The sequence below is a fragment of the Micromonospora radicis genome (assembly GCF_003583405.1).
GTDB lineage: Bacteria > Actinomycetota > Actinomycetes > Mycobacteriales > Micromonosporaceae > Micromonospora > Micromonospora radicis.
The window spans coordinates 1-19,719 of sequence record NZ_QXEC01000041.1 but is presented as its reverse complement, the minus strand read 5'-3'; the positions used below and the strand labels follow the sequence as shown (position 1 = coordinate 19,719).

The 19,719-nt window shown below is 67.9% G+C and carries 4 protein-coding genes; all 4 read right to left on the bottom strand.

What is annotated here, in order from left to right; all coding sequences use genetic code 11:
* Positions 1-125 precede the first annotated feature (125 nt).
* Positions 126-2,198 (bottom strand): MMPL family transporter, encoded by a 2,073-nt coding sequence (locus D2L64_RS25600; protein WP_199714778.1) that lies wholly within the window; start codon positions 2,196-2,198, stop codon positions 126-128.
* Positions 2,199-2,416: 218 nt separating this feature from the next.
* Positions 2,417-3,271: a hypothetical protein gene (locus D2L64_RS25595; protein WP_147376313.1), complete on the bottom strand. Its 855-nt coding sequence runs from the start codon at positions 3,269-3,271 to the stop codon at positions 2,417-2,419.
* A gap of 14 nt (positions 3,272-3,285) precedes the next feature.
* On the bottom strand, positions 3,286-10,860 hold the full coding sequence (locus D2L64_RS25590) for a glycosyltransferase (protein ID WP_147376312.1): 7,575 nt from the start codon (positions 10,858-10,860) through the stop codon (positions 3,286-3,288).
* Between the two features lie 4 nt (positions 10,861-10,864).
* Positions 10,865-19,642, bottom strand: coding sequence for a TcdA/TcdB catalytic glycosyltransferase domain-containing protein (locus D2L64_RS25585; protein WP_233559146.1), 8,778 nt, complete (start codon positions 19,640-19,642; stop codon positions 10,865-10,867).
* Between the last annotated feature and the right edge of the window lie 77 nt (positions 19,643-19,719).

Genomic DNA, 19,719 nt, shown 5'->3' with positions numbered 1-19,719 from the left:
CCTCCTCTGAAACGGCTGGCGGCCGTCAGCAGTACTACGGCCGGACCCCCGCCCCTGTTCACCTCTTGCCGCCGCAAGCAGCACCGGCCCGGACACGGTGCCGGGCCGGTGCTGCCACGCGTGGGTCAGCGTGAGGCCGCCGGCTCCAGCGACGCGGTTTCCTCGGTTGCCGGCGCGGCGTCGGCCGGGTCGTCGAGCTCGGCGCTCCCCCGGCGGCCGAGGTGCGGCAGCAGCCGGTCCAGCCATCCGGGCAGCCACCAGTTGGCCCGACCGAAGAGCATCATGCTCGCCGGCACCAGGACCATCCGGACGATCGTGGCGTCCAGGGCGACCGCGGTGGCCAGCCCGACCCCGATCATCTTGGTGACGATGTCGGCGTTCGTCATGAACCCGGCGAAGACCACCACCATGATCAGTGCTGCGGCGGTGATCGTCCGGGCCGTGGCCGCCAGGCCGCGCACGACGCTCTGGAACGGGTCACCGGTCGCCAGCCACTCCTCCCGGATCCGGGAAAGCAGGAACACCTCATAGTCCATGGAGAGTCCGAACAGGACGGCGAAGAGGAGCAGCGGCACCCAGGTGGAGACCGGCACCGGATGATCCACCCCGAGCAGTTGCCCGCCCCAGCCCCATTGGAAGACCATGGTCAGCACGCCGTACGCAGCGGCGACACTGAGCAGGTTGACAAGCGCGGCCTTGACCGGCACCAGGATGCTGCGGAACACCACGGTCAGCAGGAGCAGCGACAACCCGACGACCACGCCGACCACCAGCCACAGCCGCTCCGCCAGCAGGTCGGCGATGTCGACGAAGACCGCGGTGACCCCGGTGATCTCCGCGCCGGCCGGCAACGTCTCCGCCCGGAGTTGGTCCACCAGCTCACCGGAGCGCTCGTCCTGCGGGCTGAACTCCAACTGCACGGTCAGCACGGCCGCCGTGGCATCCGGCGACAGCAGCGGCTCGGAGACCGTCGCGACCCCCGGCACCGCCGCGATCCGGTCCTGCAACGCCGGTACGGAATCCTGCGGCACCTTGGCCAGGTCGACGGCCACCACGAGCGGGGCGTACGCGCCGGGACCGAACTCGGCGGCGATCAGGTCGTACGCCCGGCGAACGGTGTTCTCGGTGGGCTGGCTGCCCGCGTCCTGCGGCCAGGTCCGCATGGTCAGCGCGGGAGCACCGAGCAGCAGCAGTACGGCCAGGGCGAGCACCGCCCAGACGGCGGGGCGGCGACCCACCCGCGCCGCCCAGCGCGCAGTCAACGGGGGCCGTTGCGGCTCGGTGACATCGAGGCGGCCACGGCGCACGATCCGCCGCCCGCAGACCGCGCAGAGCGCCGGCACCAGGGTGACCGCCGCCGCCACCGCCGTCGCCACCACGATCGCGGTGGCGAATCCGTAGGTCCGGTACGCGGCGAGGCCCGACAGAATCAGGCCGAGCAGCGACAGCAGCACGGTCGCGCCGGCCACCAGCACCGACCGCCCGGCGGTCGCGGTGGCCCGGGCCGCCGCCGCCTGTGGCGCCAGGCCGGCTCGCAGCCCTTCGACGTGCCGGGTCACCAGCAGCAGGGCGTAGTCGATGCCGACGCCCAGGCCGACCATTGCGGCGGCGGACGGCGAGGTGGTGCTCACCTGGGTCACGGCGGCCAGCAGCAGAATGCCGGAGGAGCCGATACCGAGGCCGACAAGCGCGGCGACGATCGGCAACCCGGCCGCCAGCACCGAACCGAACGCGATGATCAGAATCACCAGCGCGACCAGCACACCGACCAGTTCACCCAGGCCACCTTCGGTGGGTTCCCCCTCCGGCACCTGGCCCGCGTACTCCACCTGGAGGCCCGCGTCCCGCGCGGCCCCGGTGGCGGCACGCACTTGGTCCATCGCGTCGGCACCCAGGTCGGTCACCGGCACGGTGTAGCGGACGTCGATGATCGCGGTGTCACCGTCAGCGGAGGGTTGGGCTGGACCGGCCACGCCCACCTGGTCCACCGCCCGCAGCGCATCGACCACCCGATCGAGCAGCGCCGGGTCCAGCTGGCCGCCGGCCGGGTTGTGGACCACCACCCGCGCCTCGGTGCCGGACAGCCCGGGGAACCGTTCCCGGAGCAGTTCCGTGCCCGCCTGCGAGGCGGTGCCGGGCACGTCGTAGTCGTCGCGGGGCGTGCCACCCACCGCACCGCCCAGCACCACGGCCGCCACCAGGGCAATGATCCAGGCGGTAAGGGTTCGCCACGGGTGCGCGGCACACATTGCCCCGACCCGGTGGAGCGTTCGGTTCACCGTCGGCTCTTTCCATAAAGAGTTGTCGCGTCGTCGGCAAGTGCCGAACGACACACGGACGCCTGGAGGCTAGGAAGCGCCGGTCGGCATCCAGTCAATGCACGGTGAACACATGAGTAGCCGGCCGGTGCCGGGCCTTACGCCGCCGTCCAGGCTGGTGCCACGTCGGCCGGTGCGAAGAGGGCGGCCTGCGCGCGGTGCAGCCCGACCGCGGTGACGGCGGGCGGACGCGAGCCGTGTTCCCGGATGTGCTCCAGCAGCTCCGCGTCCGGTGCCAGTCGGTGCTCCCGGAGGTAGTACGACACCGTATCGGTCCAGATCCATTGCCCATCGGTCCGGTAGGACATCGGTACCACCGGCCCACGGGTGGGGTCCAGCACGTCGACCATCCGCTGCGTGGTGGCCAGCAGCGCGGCGCCAGCGTCGAGATAGGCGAGGATCTCCGGGGCGTCCAGGTGGGGGTGAGCGGGATCGAAGGCGGGACCGGTGACCGGATCGACCCGGTCGAAAACGCGGGCGATCCGGACGGGTTCGGTCGGGACGGCGGTCCACAGCAGCGCCGACGCGCCCCGGGCCTGGCGCTGGTAGGCGGGCAGTTCATCACCGGTTCCGTACACCTCGACCTGCGAGTCGAGCACGGCAACGCCCGCCAGCGCGGACTGCATAGCGGTACCGACAGCGGGCAGGCTGCCGGCAACCCGATCGACCTCGACGACGTAGACCCGTACCACGTCGTCGACGGTCCGGTACCGACGCCAGGCCCGCCAGAGGGCAACCGAACCTGCCACCGCCATGACCGCCGCCACAGCGGCGTCGTCCGCCTCGTCGGTCGCGCCCGACCATGAGTGCGCGACGGTCAGGTCCACCACGGGTGGGATCGCGGTGCCGGCCCGCTGCGGCAACACCGGAAGGAACTGGTAGGTCGGCAGCACGCCACCCACGGCTACCGCATGCTGCCGGCTATCGGCCGGGGTGATGTCGGGACTGGTCACAGTGATCTCCAGCTTCACGATCGATTCGGTGGACGATGCCACGGGTTGACCGTTCCCGCCCACTTCCCCAGCGTCGACACGAGGGTGGCCGGGTCCAGTAGGCGCACCCACGACGTGCCGTCCGGCAACAGATGCCTGACCCGTCGCCACGGATCCGGGGCACTGACCTCGGACATCGAACCCGTGGTCTCGTCGAACCGCAGCACCCGGCCTGGCTGACGGTCGCCGAGCAGTCGCGCGGCAGCCGGCGGTAGCACCAGCGGCGGCGCGCTCGGATCGTCGGCGCGGTGGTCGGTTATCGACGTGATCAGGGACCGCAGCTCGGGGCGGCTGGCCAGGAACTCGATCACCGCCGTCCAGACGGCGCCCGGGTCGGCATCGCGCTCCACCACCGGACGGACCAGGGCGAGGTTGAGGTTGCCGGCATTGTTGTGCAACTGGGCGATAAGCGTGGAGGTGACCTCAAGCACGCGCGCCCGCGTCGCTGCGGGATCGACGACCGGCGGGACCGGTGGTGGCGGTTTCAGCCAGGAGCTGTCCGATCGGACCGTGAAGAGGTCGTCGCCCATCGACGGGAGATCCACTCGATGTGCATACCCGAGAGTCTCGGCGAGGGGAGTCCACACGTTGGTCGACGGGCCGGTCCGGGTCAACACCTCGGTGCGGACGTTGCGGGCGGTCATGCCGAGAACCTCGGGGGCGATGTCGTCCGGCGGCTCGCCCCAGGCCGTGGAGCGCACCATGTTGACGTTCGCCGGGCGGGTGTAGTTCGCCGAGACGGCCGCCGCGTACGCCGGGCCCAGGCCGCTACCCGCGGCGGCGATCATCGCCGCGTTTGTCACCCGGGTGTTCAGGCGGGCCAGAGCGAACAGCTCCCGCGTGCCGGAGACCTTGCGAACCTCCTCGTCCAGATCGGCGGCGAGCTGGTTGTCGCTGTCGGTGTAGACGCCGCCGAACCGTTCGAGAATCTCGAATCGCAGCAGATCGCTCGCGGCAGCGTAGGCGGACGGAATCCGTTTGATCTCTTCGCTCTTGTACAGCGACTCGGTCGACATCGGCGCCTCCGCGGAGAAGACCTCGTCGACGTTGAGTACCTGGATGTCGTGTTCGGTAGCCCAGGCGACCATGTCGAGGATGTCCGCCTCGGGCGTGCCGGGTGCCGGCGGTGGGACCGCGCTGCGGGCCCGGTCGATCTGCTCGCGGGTGACGTTGGTCCAGAGCACCACCTGATAGCCGTTGGACGCCGTGGCGGACTTCACCAGGTTGTCGCGGAAGGTGCCCTGGGAGCCATGCCCGCCGAGCGGGCCACCGAGCCAGATCGTGTGCAGGGTCCGGGGAATACGCCGGTCCTTCGCCGGTGCACCGGGTTGGACCGGCTGCGGCGGACCGGTCACGACGCTGCCCGGATCGAAGGGCAACGCGGCCGGGGCGAGGGCATCGGCCGTCGGACCCTGCGTGCTGGTAAGCGACAGCGCCCGGAAGAAGTTGGTCCGCTGGCCGGGCTTGAGGTCTCCGAAGGGGTAGCCCTGCAGGAACTGCGGTGCGGGCGGCGCGGTCCGCAACCCGAAATGGTCTGCGCCGAGCGAGACAGCGGTCGCGCCGCTGGCCGGGCCGAGCTGCGGACCGACACTGGCGTGCTCCCGGTACGTAGCGTCGAGCAACTTCCGCAGCGACGCCACGTCGGTGCCGGCCGGATCCAGGCTGTTCACGTCCGGGCCGCCGAGTTCTTCGACGACAGCGGCCGTCTCGCCGCGCTCCTCGACAACGGGGGTCGGGTCGATTCCGCGCCGCTCGTCCGGGCGCTTGCGGACTGACTCCCAGCTGTCGCGATTCTGCTGTTCGGGGCTGCGGGGAAAGGCAGGCGACATGGGGGAGATCGGTGGGCTGCCAATGCTGTCCCGCTTCAGCCACGGTACGGCGTCGACGCCGTCGTACGGCGCGCGGGGACCGTCCCCGCCGACGCCGAGTTCCGGTCCTTGTTCGCGCACCGACACCGGTGGCCGGCTCGTGCCGCTGGATCCGCCCGAGTCACCGCTCTGCGGCTGCGCGACGAACGTGCGCCAACCCTGGCCGGAGGGGGCCGAGCCCGGGCGAGGACGACCATCCGCGTCGAACTCCATCGACGCGACGAACGCCTGGCCCTCCGCAGTGGTCCACGCGGCACTGTTCGGGGCGGTCACCGTCGTACCGGGAAGGAGTTGCGCCAGTTGGGCGGCGAACCCGGCGTCGATATTCTGGCCCGTCTCGCACGAGATCAGCACGATGGGCTGCTGGTTCCAGGTCGGGTCGGCCCGGACCATCTCGGCGAGCTGGTCCGCCGAGATCCGGTCGGTGCCGAGCAGGAGCGCATCCGTGGTGCCGTGGGCGAAGACCAGGTAGTGCTCCGTGCTCACCAGCGCCTGGGCGTGCGCCAGATGGGTCGCGTCGTCGGACGTGAGCAGGGCGATGCCATTGGCCAACTGCTGGGGGGTGGGGGGCGTCGATGCGGTGTCAGCCGCAGCGGTGCCACTCGGCTCCACCCCGGGCGCTGCCGTCGCGTCATCCCGAGTCGCCATCCGCACCCGCGTCTGATCGCCGCTGTCATCGGTGCGCGGGACGATCGTGAAGGAAATGGGAAGCGGTGGAACGTCACTCACCAACCGCGTCTCGTGTGCCGCCCGCCACTCCCGCTCCAGTGCCTGCTGGAGCAGTTCCTGGGTGGCCTGGGCTCGGGACGTGGCACGCTCGGCGTCCGCATCGGTGAGCGCACCGAGCACCGCGGTCAGTCCGCTCCCCCTGCCGTTGCTCTCCTCGATCACGATCTCGATGGTCGGTGATGACGGATCAGCCGCCAGGTTCGCGACCTGATGTGCGAACTGAAGCATTGCCCACGCGTCATAGCTGGGGGTCTCGTCCTCGGTGACCGCGACGCCGAGCGACTCCGGTGCCTGCCAGTGGAACTCCTTGAGCCAGCCGGCGTGCTCCTGCTGGCTCAGCAACGTTTGAATGTTGTATTCGTCGCTGTTCATCAGCCCGCTGGGTGCCATCCCCTGGGCCCACTCGACGCGACCGTCCCGGCCCACGAACAGGTAATTGGCCTGACCCGGCCAGGGCTGGTACCAGTTGCCGTCGACCCGGCGGCGGCTGCCGTCCGCGACATGCTCAATGTAGTGGTCCGCTCCGACGAACCGTTTCAGCCAGATCGGCTGGCCGACGAAGTCCTCGCGCTCCACCGTGTCAGGAACGAACGCCCCATTGTCAAGGCGACCGTGGACTCGGGATCCGAACACGTCAACGGTCAGCTCCGATCCAGTGACGTGCAGCACACGGTGGCCGCCGAGCACTTCGGACGGGATACCCGAAAGCAGGCTGTCCGCGCTCCAGTTCTGGTCGGGTAGTTCGGGCGGGGTCAGCACCCTCGCCTCGGGGTTGTTGCCGACCACCTGCAGGATCATCTTGCGCAGGTGCTCGCCGGTCACCTGCTCGGCTGGCGAGGGCGGGAAGACGGCAAGCACCGCGCTGACGCCGGCCACGACCGCGACGTCCGACACGATGCCGATCAGGCCGAGCATGTCCACGTCGCCGGTCAACGCCTTGCCGACGGTGAGCAGCGACTGTTGGTCTTTGCTCTTGGCCTCCACTTCCTCCCGCAGGCCGACCCAGAGTCGAGCAGTGGCCTTCTGCCAGCGGGTTTGCGGATTGTCTGACAACTGCGATGCCTCAGGCACCAACTCTTCGGGATTCTCCCGGATGATGCGCAGCCGTTCGTCCAGATACCTCTCAGCGACCTTTGTGAGCGCCGCTTCGACGATCGGCCAGCCCGGCACGTAGGCACCACCGATGGCGGCCAGGGACAGCAGCAGTTGGAAGCCACGCTTCTGCTCCGCGATGATCGCCTCGGCCATGAGCAGCGGTTCGCCGTCATGCTCCAGGAACACCTCTGGCGCGGAGTTCTCCCGCAGGTAACTGTCGCGCCGCCAATTGTCGTACGCGGTGAGCGCGGCGTACTCAATTCCCTTACCACCGGCTGCGACAGCAGCCGGGGCAGCCGCCACGCCCGTCGGTAGCGTCGCGTTGGCCACCCAACCCAGCAACTGTTGGGCGTACCCGAGATAGGACTCCAAGCGGTCCCGCTGAGCGCTCGGTTTGCTCTTCACCCACGCGGCGACGGCGTCCCGCTCGATGATGGCCTTGACCTGGTGGCCGGCCCGCTCGGTGACGGCACCGAAACTCCTCAGGTCATCGAAGACCTCTTTCCACTGCTCGAAAGTCCAGGTGTCGGTGGGCTGGGACAGCGCATGCCGGTGCCCCGCGAGCCGGGCCACCGCCTGGCTGAGCAGCCACCGTTGCCTGGCGACCTTCGCGGCGGCGAACGGGCTGCTGCGGATGAACTCGGCCCGGGAGATCTGGTCGAACACGCCAAGCAGGTAGGAACCATAGGTGAACCGGTCGCCCACCTGCGCGCGAACTCGCACCACGTCCTGCGCCACCGCAGGGTTGATCGGGTGCAGCAGGAAAACCGCACCCATCGACAGCGCCAGTCCCAGCACGTCGGGTTTCGCCACCAGATCGATCCGCAACGACTTCGGCAGGGGAACGTGGGGAACGGCGAAGGCCGCCCGCGCCGCCGCGGCAAGACCGGCCGCCAGCGTTCCTGTGCCGAACGCACCCGCCTGCCCTGGTGCCGGACGAGTCGGGTCCGGCACCACCGTGTGGAACAGTGTCGTGTTGCGGGCCCGGTGCAGCGTGGGTCGACCGGGGACGGTGGGAGTCAGGTCAGCGGCCTGCACGATCCAGGTCAACGTCTGGCGGTACAGCCGGGCACGCTCAGCGCCGACCGGTGCGACCCGGGTCGCGGCAATGCGTGGCGCCTGTGAGCCGAAAAGATTGTCGCCGCGGCTGCGCCAGGTCACGGCCTGGTCGATCGCCGGTGCGTTCCCGTCCTGCTCGCTGTTCTCGCGGAGCGTGGCGATCCGTTCGGTGAGCTGCGCGATCAGCAGGTCGCGTACCGACTTCGCGCGGAGCGTCGCGTTGTCCTCGTGCTGACTGAGCATCGCCAGATCAATCAGCGGGCGCACGCCGTACGACTGGTTGCGACCCCCCTCGACGATCACCTGGGTGCTTGGATCGGCCAGCAACAGCCGGGCAGCATGATCCGCGAAGAGCCACAGCGCCCAGGCGTCCACCTGCGGCTCGGTCCGGTGCTCGGCGAAGTCCACGGTGAGCACGTCCGGCGGGTCCCAGATGAACGGTCTGATCCAGTCAGGATGGCTGCTGAACTCGCGATACGCGTTGTGTTCGTCGCTGTTCATGCCACCGGTGGGGACCATCTCCGCCACCCATTCGGCATGGCCGTCCGCGTCGATGAACAGGTAGTTGTTCTGGTTGGGGAACGGCTTGTGCCAGGTACCGGTGACCGTACGCGGTTCGACGCCGGGCAGCCGCTCGACGTAGCCGGTGGCGTTGATCGTACGGTTGAGCCACTTCCGCGACGTGACCGGAAGGAGGAAGGGAGCCTCCGGGGTGAACCTCCGGTCACCGCTGCGGCTCAGTGAGCCCCACACGTACGCGCCGTGGTAGTCGATGGCGACGCGGTAGTGGTCGTCGGCCCCGGTCGCCCGGTACCGCACCACCTTGCGGCCGGCGTGATCGGTGGGGGGCAGGTCGTTGGGCATCATCTCGATGCCCAGTTCACGAATGGGAGCTGCCAGCCTGGTGGCCGTCTCCTGCTGCGTCGATTCGTGCCCGGTGACTGTCAGAATCATCGCGCGCAGGTCCGCGCCGGTGACCGGCGTGGCCGGATCGGGCGGCATGAGTTCGAGGGCCGCCCCGAGCACGGCCGCGACGACGAGGTCCACCCCGACCCCCGCCATGTCCAGCATGTCGCCATTGCCCTGCACCTGGTCGATGATGGTCTTACGCGCCTCCGGGTCCCCTGCCTTGGCCTGCACCTCCTTACGCAGCTCGGTCCAGGCCCGCCGCGCGGCGCGGCGGGCCGCAGACTCCTCGGTGGTCGCTGGGTCCGAATTTTCCCCGGACGCAGGGTCCGGCGTCTGCGCGGCGCGTTCGGCAAGTGCCAGCCGCTCGTCCAGATATCCGTCCACCACCTTCGTGATGGAAGCGGAGACGATCGACCAGCCGGGTATGTAGGCACCGCCGATCCCGACCAGCGACATTACATGCGCGAAGCCCTGCTTCTGCTGGTCGATCGCCATCCGCGCCAGGGTCAACGGGTCGTCGTCGTGGGCGTAGAGCGCCTCGGCGCTGGACTGCTCGGCCAGGAACACCTGCCGCTGCCAACTGGTGTACGCATCCAGGGCAGCCGTGGAGGCCAGGTCCAGGGCAGCGGCGATCGCCGCCGGCACGGCCGGTGCTCCGGTCGGCAGCACCGCTGGCGTGAGGAAGTCGATGAGGCCCCGCACCGTGTCCACGTACGAGGACAGTTTCGCCCGCTGCTCGGCGGTCTTCTCGGCGATGTGCGCCCGGACGGCCTGGTCCTCCAGCACCTCCTTGACCTGCTTGCCTGCCTCTTCGGAGAGGGCGCTCACCTCGTCGATCGCCCGGATCACGGCGCGGATACCGTCGTCCGTGCCGGGTGTGACCGGACCGCCGATAGGGCCGAGGGCTTCACGCGCCGACCGCAAGTTGTCGATAGCGAGGTCAAGTCGCAGGCGGTTCAGCCAACTGTGCATCCGGGTGACAACACCGCTGGCCCGCACGAAGTCCGCCTCGGCGGCCTCGACGAAAATGTCGTACAGGTGCTCGGCGGTAACGAGACGGACGTCAGCCCCCCGACGCACCTCGTCGACGAAGGCCGCGAAAGCGGGCCCTGCGGCATCCGTGGCCGGCGGCGAGTCAACCGAGATGGCCTCGGGCTCGTCGTAGATGACCTGGCCCGACGCATCGTCCACCGCCGAGGACTGAGTCGATGCGCTTTCTGCTGCGGAGTCTGCTGCGGTGGGGATCGCCGTCGTCACCGCCGGATCATCCGGGTTGGTCGTGAGGGTCAGCCCATCACCACTCGACCCACGCGACCGACCCCGACCCGAATCAACCGCCTCAACACCGTCAAACGGCCGACCCACCTCATCATTCAGCAGATCCCAACCCTGACCATCCACACTGTCGGCAACAAACAACGCCCACGGCTCACCCTGCTCCGTGACCAACCCACCCGGCACCTCACCGGAACCCACCCGAAGATCAGTCCTCGGCGCAAACACATCGCCGCCATACGCCACCGCGAACTGCTGCGCGAAACCACCCTCCACCGCACCAACGGCACACGACACCAACGCCAACAACTCACGATCCGGCAAACTGTCCGCCACCACCACCGCAAGCTGCGCAGGCGTCAACCCCACCATCCCCGTCGAACCATCAGCCCGCCGCACCGGTGCATGCACCACCGCACCGGCGCCATGCACCAACACCGCTGGCGCACTCCCCGGCGTCACGAGCGAACGACCCCGCACTCTCGCAAGATCGTCATCGCTCAACAACACCACACCATCACGACCAGCCTCCGCCAACGGACGCACCACCAACGGCTGCCCATCCGCCAACCACCGACCATCCGGCCCCTTACGCACCTCCGACACGACAGCCACCGGCTCACCCGTCGTCCCCAGCGGCAACGACGGCACCGACCGCGCCTGGTCGACCTCGGCGGGCCGACGCAGGCGTACCTGCCGTACCCCGGTCGGGGGGGGTGCCACCGCCGGACGGTGCCGCCTGCGGGGCCAGGAAAGCCCGGGCTCGGGCGGGAAGTTGAACCGGTGCCCCCGGCACGCCCGCACGGTCGACGAAGGCGAAGCTCACCGTGGTGACCATCCGGCGTATCTGGTCATGGCTGGCGAGGAACTCGATCACCGTGTCCCAGACCACGGCCGGATTGGCGTCGCGCTCGACCGCCGACTGGACGAGCGCCAGGTTGAGGTTGCCGGGATTGTCGTGCAACTCGGTGATCAGGGCCGATGCGACGTCGAGTACGCGTTGACGGGTGGTGTGCGGATCGACGGTGGGCGTCGGCGCAGGTTGCTGGTGCAGCCATGCCTGCTGGCTCTCCACCCGGAACGGGTTGGCCGCCTCGGCCTGTTCCTCGGCGTTGCGATCCGCGATCAGCCGGGCTCGATCGGCCTCCTCCGCCAAGTCACGGGCCCGCCGGGCCTGCGCTGCGGCCTCAGCGATCAACTCTGCCTTGCCCGGCCCCTCGGCCGCCGACTCCGCCGCCGTCTGCGCCATCTCCGCCGCCTGGGCCGCCTGCGCCGCAGCCCGCTCGATATTCCCCACAGCGGCTGACACCCGCGCCTGCTCATCGAGGGCCCGCTCGGCCGCTGCCTGGGCATCGGCGTCCATTGCGTCGGGCAGTTCGTGACTGCGGGCCCAGCCGAAGTGCTCAGCTACCGAATTGAAAACGTTCGGCGACGGACCGGTGCGGTTGAGCGTGATCAGCCGGACCCGTTGGTACGAGTGCGACATGGTTGCCGCCACTGCGCCCGCGACCGACTGACCGCGTGTCACCAGTGACGTCGCGTCCCGCGTGTAGTTGTCCGAAACCGACGCGGCGTACGCATCCCCCAGGCCGGTCGCTGCCGCAGCGATGACTGTCGCGTTTGTCACTCTTCCGTCGGTGCGGGGGAAGGCAAACCCGAGCGGCTCGGTCGCCGCCCGGCTGAGCCACTCGTCAAGGTCCTCTCCCACGCGCAGCCGGTTGTCGCCGTCGGAGTACACCCCGCCGAACCGTTCGAGGATCTCCATCCGCAGCAGGTCGCTGGCTGCGGCGTAGCCCGGCCCAACGCCCTTCACCAGCTCGCTCTTGTACAGCGCTTCGGTCGACATGGGATTGTCCTGGGTGAAGATCTCGTCCACGTTCACCAGCTGGATCCCGTGTTGCTGCGCCCAGTCGACCATGTGGAGCACTTCGGCTGCGCGGGTACCGGCAGCCGGCACCGGTTGCCCGGCGCGGGCGGCGGCGATCTCCGCCCGGGTTACGTCGGTCCAGAGCACGGTCTGGTAGCCACGGGACGCTCTGGCGTGATGCTCCAGGTTTCGGCGGAAGGCACCCTGGTCGCCGTGCTCCCCGAGTGGTCCACCGAGCCAGATGGAGTGAATGATGCGCGGGATGCGGCGGCCCTTGAACGACCGCATCCGCCCGACGTCCCTGAGTTCCCGCGCCGCCACGACGCTGCGGTCATCGCGCTGTAGCCGTCCTGGGGTGAGGTCAGCCGCCCTTGGTGGCGTATCCCGAGTCAGCGAGACGCTCGCGAAGAATGCGCTCCGTTGCCACGACTTCAGGTTCCGGAAGTTGTATCCGCGCAGGAACTCCGGCGCTGGCGCAGCGGCGCGCCGGCCGAGGTAGTCGGGCCCCAACGCGTTCACCGTTTCGCTGCCTCGCGGGCCAGCCGGCCCGCCGACATCGACGGCGTTCGGGGCGTACGCCGCGTTGAGCGCACCGAGCAACTCGGCAACGGTCGGTGGTGTCCCGGAGCCAGCGTGCATCCGCAGACCCGTGTTGCGCGGATCGTAGGCCGCGGCAGGATCGGCGGCTGAGGTATCACGCCGCCCGGTCGGTTGCTGGCCACCCAGCAGGATGTCGACCGCGTCCCGCAGCGCATCCACGGCCACCTGCCGCGACGATCCGCCCTGCTTGATGTCCGACCACGCCGCGATGGCCTGCTGGAGTTCACGGAGGGCTTCGGTCGACGGCGCAGCCCGGAACCGCTCGACACCAGCGTCGATCCGGCGTAGTTCCCGGGACCGCGGCTGCGTCCAGGACCGCTCCGAGCCGGTCGGCCATCCGCGGACGGTGGCTTGCGCGCGACGCACAGCGGCCTCACGAGCCGCCTGTGCCCGGGCTTGTTCGGCCTGGCTCGACGCCTGTGCCTGCTGCTCAGAGTCGATGTTGGTCATCAACCTCGACGCCCAGTCGACGAGATCGTCGTACGTCCGCTCCAGCTCGCTGAAGCTCCTGAACCTCTCGCCGAACCAGCGCAGTTCCACAACAACGAGCGGCATACCGGGGATATCGGTGTCCAGGGTGGTCATGTTGGTGCGGATCTCCAGGGCCGTGCCCTGGTCGATCAGTTCACCAGAACTTCCGAAGGCACTTGCCAGGTATTCGCCTACCGAAAAGGTCCGGTCGCCGCTCGGCGAATCCCATTGAAGGCTGGCGACATCGCCGATTTCAAAGCCGTACTTCTGCGCCCACGTCTGATTCCAGGCCACGTAGTGACCGGACAGCATGGCGGTAAACTCATCTGCATTCGATTCGACGAACTGCCGGACCTTCGGTGGCAACGCCTCGCGCACTGCGGACAAGGCGGTCCGAGAGACCGCGAGCATATTGTTCTTCGGCAAAACCCTGCCGTTGACAATACCGGCAACGATCGCGCCGACCTGGGTGTACGTAAGCGCCAGAAAACCCCTGAGCGCATCCACATCCAGGTCGGTTCCGTCCAGTTTAACATTTCCGTGCCGACGCAGATATACATTTTCGATTTTGTCGGCAAAGTCGAGCGCCGCCCGCACCTGACGCTCGCCGTACTGGCGGACGCCCTTGCCCGTCGAATTTTCCACCGCAAATTCGAGCAATTCAACGAGGCCGGACACCGGCACGCCGACCGTGAAGTGCGTGAAGAGATCACGCTCGACACTGCGGCCCTGGGCCATTGTTGTCTGCTGCGGCCCGATACTGATCTCGTACGCAGCCGGTTGGAGCCTGAAATTGGGGTAGCCGCGGAATGCCTCCGACAACGTCTTTCCCTCACCGCTGGCCAGGATGGCCAGCGCGGTGTAGGCGGCGTCAAGCGCCTTGGCGACCGACACTTTCGAGGTCTCGTTCGGCAGCACGGCTGCCGGCTCCGACACGACCTCCGCGATCCAACCATCCGGGCCAGCATCCACCACGATTTTGACGCCGTCACCCTGGACCAGGGTGCCCAGTCCCCAGATCTCCTCGTCGCTCCAGTGCTCCGGCATTTCCAGACTCGTCAGGGTCTCGGCCTCGAAACCAGCCCCCGCCGCCTCCCGATCAGCCAGCACACCCCCATCCACCGCAGCACCGTCGACCTCGATCCCATCGGTCAACGGCAGGAAGTACAGCTCCACACCGGCGGGTGGCAACTGTGCCCGCGTGCCCGACTGGGCATCGAGAAAGGCCACCTCGCGCCCACTATCGGTCGTCGGGTCGGGGGTATCCAGCGTGACCACGTTGATCACATGCGCCCGACCGTCCGAGTCCACGCTGCCGAGAATGCCGCGTGACCAGGGCGGTGCCACCGCCATCGCCAGGCGTACCGCCTCCGGGTCCGACACCGCGATGAAGCCGAAGGGCTCCCGGTCCGGCGCGATGCCGCGGGCCCGGTCATTGGCGTACGCCACCAGGTCGGTCGCCCGCGTCGGTCCCGACGACGGCGCCTGGTATGCGTAACCGTCCACGTCGGCCAGGGTCATGTCGGCCGCGATCGCCGCCACCACACAGTTCGTGCCGAACTCTCCGCCCTCGCGCCATCGTGGGTTGATCAGGCCCAACCAAGGGAACCGGGCATCCACCTCCCGGCCCCGGACCGGCCCACCGCTCGCCTGCGAGTTCAGGAACCGCCCGAGACCACCCTGCCGAGAAGGCCCGCTCGAACTCTGCCCCGTACCCGGTGGCTCCCCAGAATCGCCGTTGTCATCCCTGTTCGACGGCCCGAGCGAACCCAGCCAGTTCCGTATCCGTTCACGACGACGCGGCTGACTGCCCGACGGCTCCTCGGCGAGGGGCGGCTCCACCGCCCGGCGTTCGGTCTCGGCACGTGCACGGCGCTCCGCCTCCGCACGGGCACTCTCGGCCCGCCTCCGCGCGTCGCGCTCAGCCTCGATCCACGCCTGACGCTCGGCCTCCACACGAGCCTGCTCCGCCTGGACACGCGCACGGCGCTCCGCCTCCGCACGCACCTGACGCTCCGCGTCCGCACGCGCACGGCGCTCCGCCTCCGCACGCACCTGACGCTCGGCCTCAGCACGCGCACGGCGCTCCGCCTCCGCACGCACCTGACGCTCCGCGTCCGCACGCGCACGGCGCTCCGCCTCCGCACGCGCTTGTTCGCCCTGTGCCTGATCGATGGTGGCCATCAGCGACCATGCCCAGTCGACGAGGGAGTCGAACTTCTTCTCCAGCCCGTCGAAGCTCACGAAATCGTCGCCAAACCAGCGCAGTTCCACAACGACGAGCGGCATGTCGGGGAGATCGGTGTCCAGGGTGGTCATGTTGGTACGGATCTCCAGGGCCGTGCCCTGGTCAATTATTTCCCCAGACTTCCCGAAGGCACTCGCCAGGTACTCCTCCACCGTGAAGTTCTGCCCGTTCTTTGCCGACTCCCATACAATCTTGGTGATATCACCGAGGTCGAAATTACTCTGATTCGCCCACGCCTGACTCCAATTCACGTAGTGATCGGCCAGCATGGCGATCAGCCCGTCCGCGTTCGCTTCCACAAACTGGCGAACCGTCGGCGGCAACGCCTCGCGCACTGCGGACAAGGCGGTACGCGAAGCCGCGAGGGCGTGATTCTTCGGCAGTGGCCCGACGTCCTTATTGACCACACCACCGACAACCGCAGCGACCTGGGTGTATGTGAGAGCCAGGAAACCGGTGAGCGCTGCCACGTCAAGGTCGCGCTGGTCATCACCGGTGACGCCACGCCGATAGTCGCTGGCGACATCGGCGGCGAAATTGAGGGCATTGCGCACCTGATACTTGGCATACACGGGGGCTGCATGCTGGTGCCGCATCTCAGTCTGAGCGAGACTAAGCAGCTCAGGCAGCCCGGCTATGGGAACCCCGACCGTGTAGTGCGGGAAGAGTTCCTTCTCAGCGGTGCGGCCCGGGGCCCTAGCTCTCTGCTTCGGCCCAACAGTGATCTGGTCCGCAACTGGTTGGACAACAAAGCCGGGGTAGCCATCGAACGCGTCCCGCAGCGTCCGGCCGGTGCCATCGTTCAGGGCGGCCATCGCGACCTGCGCAGCACCGAGCGCCCTGGCGATCGACACCTTCGAGGTCTCGCCCGGCAGCACGGCCGCGGGCTCCGACACCACCTCCGCGATCCAACCTTGCGGCCCAGCATCCACCACGATCTTGACACCCTCGCCCTGGACCAGGGTGCCCAGCCCCCAAATCTGCGTCTCGGTCCAGTGCGCCGGCAGCACCAGACTCGTCAGGGTCTCGGCCTCGAAACCAGCCCCCGCCGCCTCCCGATCAGCCAGCACACCCCCATCCACCGCAGCACCGTCGACCTCGATCCCATCGGTCAACGGCAGGAACAACACCTTCGCATCATCCGGCGGCACCACCGCCCGCCCCAACTGGCCGTCAACAAACACGACCTCCTGCCCCAACCGCACCACATTCACCACATGAGCAGGACGATCAGGCCCATCACCATCCACCACCACGAAGCCCCGGCTCCACGGCGCAGCATCGGCCAAACCATCACGCAACGTGCCAGCAGTCGACGCCACAAACCCCAACCGCACCTGATCCGCCCCACGACCCCGAGCCGAATCATTCGCATACGACACCAGATCCGCCAACGCCAACGGACCCGACGGCGGCACCTGATACCGGAACTGACCACGATCCTGCAACGCCATATCCGTAGCCATCGCGGCAAGCACACAGTTCGTCAGGAAATCACCACCCTCCTCCCGCAACGGGTTGACCCCCGCCAACCACGCGGGATCGCCGTTGAGGGCAGGTGGCGGCCCATCCCGCCACCCCGACTCCGCGCCGAGGTATCCGGACGGCCACGTGCCGGCCCGGCCGGCCGGGTTGGCCCAGCCCGCGGAAGCCCCCACGCCCAGATCGCCGTCTTCCTCGTCCGACGACGGCCAAGCATCATCGTTGTCGGGCGACCGCCCACGAACTCCCTCATCCTCCGACGACGGCTGGCCACCTTCGCCCGCCGACCATTCGATGCCACCCTCGGGATTGCTTGACAACCAGCGGACGTCGTTGTCCGACATCCCGCCGCCATCGTCGAGATCGGACGCATCGTCGTCGACGTCGGACGGATTATCATGGTCATCGTCAACGGACGACAGATCTGCTTCATCGCCCAATGAGGACGTGTCGTCATTATCGGACACGTCGTCGCTCGCTCGCAGATCCGACGAAGCCGGCATTCCACCCGCCTGGCCCCGATCCGCAACGGTGGTATCGCCTGGCGGCGGGACCGGCTCGGCAGCATTTTTGAGGGCGACGGCAGCGGCATAGGACTTGCGGAGCTGATCAGTGAGCTGCGCGAAGTCCTGCTGAAGGGTCGACTGTTGGGCCAGGCTCCCACGTCCCGGCGTGGAACGCAGTTCAAGCAACACCAGTGGCAGTCCCCCGGGAACCACGTTGTCAAGCTGCTGAAAATACCCCTTGGGGTCCTCCATGCCGAGTGCTTGTTCCTGGTCCATCGGGCGTGACGGCACGTCAAGCAACGCGTTGTCTATATACTCCGATATAGAGTATGGGTTATCCGGGTCGGTGTCGTTCAACCACTTATAGTCCAGTTTAGAGGACAACGACCACTCGAAAAGAGCCCGGACCTCGGCCGACTGATCATTCAGATATTCCCGCACCGCCTCCGGCAGATCTGCCCGAACAGCTGCCATCGGGTTTCGCAACACCGCGAAGGCGTGATTCTTGGGCAGGCCGCCACCATCGGCCTGATCAAGCGTGGCGGCAACCTGCGTATAGACCAACGCCGCAAACCCCTTGATCGCCGCCATTTCAAGGGCGAGTTGTGCCCCCGAAGGCCGTTCTGACAACTGCGCGACCTGCATACGGCGCCAGGCCCAGTACCGACTCCCGACCACATCCCCGAAGGGGATGCTCTGCTCCAGCCGCTCCATCCGATCAGAAGCGCGGTTCTCGCCCTGATCAGCGAGCCACTGGAAAAACGGTTGTATCCCCGCCAGGGGAACCCCGACGGTGTACTGAACATACATTTGGTCGGCAAAACCTTCGACCTGAAGCACCTGCACATCACGCGCGGCCTCCGACAGCGTGAAGCCACTGTCTTCCAACCACAACTCCGACAGCTTCACCCCGGACGTATGCAAATGCCCTTCCATCGCGATGGGTGTGACCGAGAACGCCTCGATGACGTTCATCAGATCCGCGAAGGCCTGCTCCGCCCCCACTCGACCCGGTATGCCCACCTCTCCGGGCAGAATCGCGATGGGCTCGGAAATCACCTCGACAATCGGAAGCGCCGGACGTTCCTCAGTCCCCCGACCCAGGCCCTTGACAATCTTGCCACCCGGGCCTACATGAAAGGCGGTCCAGTCAAGAGCAAGCTCGACACCGGGCGCCGTCGCAAGAGTTCCCTCGTCCTCTTCGTCCCCCCGGCGATCCCTCTTCCCGAAAGCGAGTACGGCCAACTCGATCTCGAACCCGATTGCGCCGGGCCGACGACGGCCCGGCGAGGGATCGACCAAAGCATCTACCAACCTCGACGCCTCGCCCGACACAAGTTCGGTGATCTCCACCGGGTGCCCCGTCGCATCAAGCTTCAACACCTGAGTGCCGGGCCGCGACAGGGCAGCACCATGGCTGTCGTGCAAAGTCGCCGTCTCCGCGAAGAGCCCCGGCTGCTGGGTATCCACCCACCGCAGGGTGCTCGGCCAGGCCCGATCATCGGACACCAACCAATAGACGTGCGCCGGCCGACCATACGCATCTGCCGGGCGGTAGACCAGCAACATCTCACCGTCGGCCATCCCCGCCGCCAACTGAACCGAATTCACCCCCGCTACATCGATGAGTTCACCACCGAGCATTGACACGAACTGCCCCAACGACGGCCGGGTCACAACCTCGTCAGCCGACACGATGTTCCCCGACCGGCCGTGCATCGCATGGAAGGCCTCCCCGGCCCGCTCCAAGCAATCCTCCAAGGACAGCACGTCAGCCCGCCCCTCGCGATCCGCCGCCTCCCGCGCATCAACCCACTGCTCCAACCGCTGTATCGGCGGCCGCTCAGCTTCGGCGACCACGTGGGAGACAAGCTGTTCGAGTTCGCGGTACTGCGCATCGAGCTGCTGGAGATCCAGGAATGGGTGGTCTCCGAAGGATCTGAGTTCCACCACCACCAGCCCTGGCTTGCCAGGGCGGCTGTAGTCCAAGTCGGGCAACGTCGTGCCGATGCTCAGTGCATCGGACTGCTCGATCTGCGCCGCATCGTTCAGCAGGGCGCTGTCCAGGTAGCGACCGACATCGGGATGATTCAGCGGCCCGAGCCTCGGCCCGCTCGGGTCGTCCGGGTAGCGGTCCGGAAAAGTGTTGGTGAGGGTATTGACGAAAGTCTGACGGATGTGCTCCGCCTCGGCATCCAGGATATGTTGAGCGGCTGGGCTCAACTGGTCACGTATCGTCTGCAATGAGTTGCGGGATGCGATAGGCGTGTAGTTCTTCGCCAGTTCTCTGCCGCCCACGC